Here is a 4557-nt window from a genome sequence, read left to right on the forward strand (position 1 = left end):
GCGCGTCCAGGCGGTCGACGAGGAGATGCGCTTCAGCATCTGGACGGGGCTCGCCGCCCATAAGCCCCTGGGCAACATCAACCGCGCTCGCAACGCGCCCTACAGGCGCTCGGCCGAGTTCCGCCAACGCTTCAATGGCTGTCCGATCCACGAGCCCGGCACGGTGCGTTGAGGTCCAGTGAACCCATGCCGACGGTGGGCGATCGCGCCCGATGCACGCGACTGAGGCGCGGCGACACCGGGCGCTCATGACCCCTGCTCGCTGCCCTGCTGGCGTTCGAGCCTCGCCTCGCTGACTCGATCCGTGGTGGTGTTCCCTCCGGGATCCCACCGCGGTCCATCGGCGATGTTGGCTCGAAGACCACCTCCTGGCGATTCGCCCGCCGCGGGGGCGGTATCTCGGCTACCTTCGCAGTCATCGCCGTCGCGGCCGTCACCCTCCTGCTGCGGGTCGGTCGAGGAGCGCAGCGCCGGATCAGATCTCGATACAGATCTTTCCGAAGTGCCGGTTGCTCTCCTGGTGCCGGAACGCCGCGACGAGATCCGCCAGGAGATAGCGGCGATCGATGATCGGACGCAGCCCGCAGGCCTCGATGCCGCGGACCATCTCGATCTGCTGGCGTCGACTGCCGACCAGCACGCCTTGCAGGCGGATCTGCCGAAGCAGGGCTGGCACCAGGGGAAGTGGTCCAGCCACACCAGTCAGGATGCCGATCACCGAGATGTGGCCGCCCACCCGCACGGCCGCCATCGACTGCTCCAGGGTCGCGGGACCACCGACGTCGAGGACGTGGTCCACGCCGCGCCCGTCGGTCAGGCGCCGGGCCGTTTCACCCCAGGTGATGTCGGACTGGTAGTTCAGGACGTGATCCGCCCCCAGAGCCCGCAGGCGTTCGAGCTTTTCCTCGCTCGATGAGGTCGCGACCACCGTGGCGCCGGCGGCTTTCGCAAACTGCAGGGCGAAGAGCGAGACGCCGCCGGTACCCTGAACCAGGACGACGTCACCGCTCTTCAGCCCCGCATCCCCGTGCAGAGCCCGCCAGGCCGTGAGCGCCGCCGTCGTCAGCGTCGCCGCCTCGGCATGGTCCCACCCTCGCGGTGCGTGGGTGAAAGCCATCGCGGACGCAGTGACGCGCTCGCGGGCGTACCCGTCGATGCCGTCGCCCGGCACGGTCGCGAATCCCTCTACCTGGGGATTTCCCTCCGTCCAGGTTGGAAAGAAGGTGCTGACCACGCGGTCGCCCACGGCGAACGCCTCGACGTCCGGTCCCAGGGCCTCGACCTCACCGGCCCCATCCGACATCGGCACGCGCGGCTCGCTCGGGCCCCACATGCCGCTGACCACGGCGTAGTCGTGATAGTTGAGCGAACTGGCCCGCAGGCGGACGGTGATCTCGCCGGGGCCCGGCTCGGGAACCGGTCGCTCGCCGAAGCCGACGGTGTCGAACCCACCACCGGGTTGAACGATCACTGCGCGGGATGTCGATCCAGTCATTCTCAACCTGTCCGTCTCGCCGGCGCAACGTACCGGCCCTGCAGGGGGGGGGCGAAATCCGTGCCGGGAATGGGGGCGCCGGACTTTCATGGTGGCCGCAGGCTCGGCGCCTGTCGAGACAGTGTGGCCGGACTCCGCCCGGACGAAGCAGTCAAGTCCGGGTCGCGAAGCAACCGTGGCATTGTGGAGCATCGTCGTTCACGCTTAAGAACGACTCCAAGTTCAGCCAGTCGACGCACCCAGCGTCGACGCTGCCCTGAGGATCGTCATGCGTTCATCCAGCACCAAGTACGCTCTTGCGGCCGGTATCGCTCTTGCTGTCGTGACTGCTGCGCCGGTCTTTGCCGAGGAGGCAACGACCGCCGAACAGACCATCAACGTCATGAACAAGCTGTTTGGGGCGCATCCGGGCAAACGCGCCAACCATGCCAAGGGCGTGGTGGCGGAGGGCAGCTTCACGCCTTCGGCCGAGGCCGCGCGGATCAGCAGGGCGTCGCTGTTCCAGGGATCGCCGGTTCCGGTGACGATCCGGTTCTCGGATGCGACCGGCGTGCCAACGATCCCCGACGGCTCGAAGAACGCGAATCCGCACGGGATGTCGCTGAAGTTCAAGCTCGTGGATGGCTCTGAGATGGACGTCGTCCTGAACGCACTCAAGTACTTCCCGGTGGCGACCGGTGAGGCGTTCCGCGACCTGCTCCAGGCGGTCGCCGAGAGTGGCCCGGACGCGGCGCATCCGACCGCTCTGGAGCGCTTCACCGCGGCGCATCCGGCAGCGGCCACGGCCGGCGGCACGGCCCAGACCCCGTCGAGCCTGGCGCGGCAGACCTATAACGGCGTGAACGCCTTCATCTTCGTCGACAAGGATGGCAAGCGCCAACCGTTCCGCTTCCGCGTCGTGCCTGTCCAGGGCGAAGACATCCTCTCGCCCGAGGAGGCGGCCAAGCGCGAGCCGGACTATCTGATGGCGGAAATCGGTCCCCGCGTCGCGAAAGAACCGGCTCGCTTCACCATCCAGGCGCAGCTCGCCGCGCCGGGCGACCCGACCAACGACGCCACCAAGCCCTGGCCCGATGATCGAAAGATCGTCGACCTGGGCGTCCTTACGGTCTCCAAGGTCGTGCCCGATAGTGCCGAGGCCGAGAAGGCGCTGCTGTTCATGCCGAACGCCCTCACGGATGGCGTCGAGGTCTCCGACGATCCCCTGATCGACGCCCGGGTCCAGGCTTACGCCGTCTCGTTCGGACGCCGGAGCCAATAGGCTCGGTCGCTCCCGGATCCGCTCTCACTGGGTGGTTCCGGCGGCCGGGGCACCCGAGGCTCCGGGCCGTGACGATGCTGAGCCTTTGTCGGAAGCCGCATCGGAACCGGTGCGGCGGCTGCCATCTTCGATCGCGCCGGAGCCGGTCAGTCCGCCGGCTCCCACGCTCGTCGTTCCGGAACCTGCGGGACCGCGCGATCCCGACCGGGATCTGTCACCCGCCTTGCCCGAACCGTCCACGGCAGATGCGGATCCCGCCAGGCCGATCAGGATCGCGCCGGCGATCAGGGGGGCGTGCATGGACATTGTGCGAAGTCTCCGTCGTCCGTCGGACTGTTCCGACTCGTGCGATCCAAGAAGCCGCGCGCCGCACCGGGTGTTCCCGTCACCTCCGGAGAGGCTTCGCTGACCCGGCGCCGATGATTAGCCGGGCCTTTGGCGGGCCCGGGCACCCTGCGCACGGTGGCCCCTATGGTGGGTACCGGAGACATGGGGGCGCGGCTTCGCCACAGGAACAGCTCCCTGACCACGCCAGTTTACGCGTCAGGTCTATCCCACGGGGCTTTCCATGAAGATGTCCGCTCCCCTGTTGAGCGCCGGCGTGCTCGCGATCCTGATGACATCGTCCGCTCTGGCGCAGGGCTTGCTGGCCCCGGACGGCCGCCGCGGCGTCATCATCCAGAACCAGCCCAACACGACCGGCAACAGCCGCGATCTGGTAATTTCGTACGGGGCCACAGGGGCGGATACTGTGACCACGAATTCGGCCGCCGGAGGCAATGCGAGCCGGCCAGAGCAAGCCTTCCCCAACGGCAGCGCCAACGGTGGACCGGGCGGCCGCTGACGGTCCTGGCGGGTATCGACTCCGCCCGGGGGCGGCTCTGGCAGAGTTCCCCGTCACCGATGGGTGCCTGCCACGTGATCCCGTTCCTGGCCTGCTGCGCCGGCCGTTGTCGGAGCCGGAGCGTCCTGGCATGATGCGGCATGCCGCAAACGTCCTACCCCCGCTGGTCGCCCGCCGAACTCGTCGATGAACTGCGCGAAGCGGCTGAGGAGATCGCTCCCGAATTGAATGGGATCAGGGCCGAGGAAACCCTCGAGGGTGAATCGGCCCAGATGATCGAGGAGATGGCGGACGCCCTCAAGCGGATCGCGAGCGGGGCACCGCGTCCTCAGGACATCGCACGTGAGGCGCTGGCCGCACAGACGCCCCGTAAGCCGATCGGGCGGCTGCAGCCGGTATCGCGCAAGCCGCCGAAGCCGCGACGCTGAACGAGGGGATTCCAGGTACCTGGGCCGCGTCCGGGCCGTAGCCAAAAAGCTCGTTCTAACTTAAGGTTACCGCCGCTATGACCATTGCTGGTGGCGCCTCCATACTGGCGGAGGATCGTACGAACTGGTAGGTCACGATCAGGGTGGAATGCGGTCTATGGCGGGTCGGCCGGCGCGATACGCTGAGCTCCCCACGAGGCGAACCTGAGAATGTCCGTGTCTGCCGGCGCATCGATTCACCCGATCATCCTCTGCGGCGGTTCGGGCACGCGGCTCTGGCCGGCGTCGCGCGAGAGCATGCCCAAGCAGTTCACGCCGCTGGTGGACCCCAAGACCTCGACCTTCCAGGCCACCGCCCAGCGCCTGAGCGATACCGGCGTCTTCGCGCGCCCCACCGTGCTCACCAGCAGCGATGCACGCTTCATCGTCGCCGAGCAGCTACAGCAGGCCGGCATCGCGGCCGACATCATCCTCGAGCCCGAGCGGCGCGACTCCGCCGCAGCGGTGGCGGTCGCCACCCTGCACGCGG

The 4557-nt window shown here is 68.1% G+C and carries 5 protein-coding genes and 1 pseudogene; 5 read left to right on the forward strand and 1 reads right to left on the reverse strand.

The window, feature by feature from the left end; all coding sequences use genetic code 11:
• Window positions 1–172 (forward strand): annotated as a pseudogene (locus tag CRT23_RS29510) (catalase); the annotation flags it as partial.
• 303 nt (window positions 173–475) lie between these two features.
• Here the strand turns inward: CRT23_RS29510 and CRT23_RS27190 are convergent.
• On the reverse strand, window positions 476–1495 hold the full coding sequence (locus CRT23_RS27190; RefSeq protein ID WP_103712592.1) for an NAD(P)-dependent alcohol dehydrogenase: 1020 nt from the start codon (window positions 1493–1495) through the stop codon (window positions 476–478).
• Between the two features lie 268 nt (window positions 1496–1763).
• Here CRT23_RS27190 and CRT23_RS27195 point away from each other — a divergent pair, with 268 nt between their 5' ends.
• The 4 genes from CRT23_RS27195 to CRT23_RS27215 form a co-directional block, all read left to right on the forward strand.
• Window positions 1764–2756, forward strand: a complete 993-nt coding sequence (locus tag CRT23_RS27195; RefSeq protein ID WP_103712593.1) for a catalase family peroxidase — start codon at window positions 1764–1766, stop codon at window positions 2754–2756.
• Window positions 2757–3324: 568 nt separating this feature from the next.
• Complete coding sequence (locus tag CRT23_RS27205) at window positions 3325–3600, forward strand: hypothetical protein (RefSeq protein ID WP_245436647.1); 276 nt, start codon at window positions 3325–3327, stop codon at window positions 3598–3600.
• A gap of 140 nt (window positions 3601–3740) precedes the next feature.
• Window positions 3741–4028: a hypothetical protein gene (locus CRT23_RS27210; RefSeq protein ID WP_245436648.1), complete on the forward strand. Its 288-nt coding sequence runs from the start codon at window positions 3741–3743 to the stop codon at window positions 4026–4028.
• 210 nt (window positions 4029–4238) lie between these two features.
• A partial coding sequence (locus tag CRT23_RS27215; RefSeq protein ID WP_245436650.1) for a sugar phosphate nucleotidyltransferase occupies window positions 4239–4557 on the forward strand: 319 nt, incomplete at its 3' end.

This window comes from Methylobacterium sp. V23 (assembly GCF_002917135.1).
Taxonomy (GTDB): Bacteria; Pseudomonadota; Alphaproteobacteria; order Rhizobiales; family Beijerinckiaceae; genus Methylobacterium.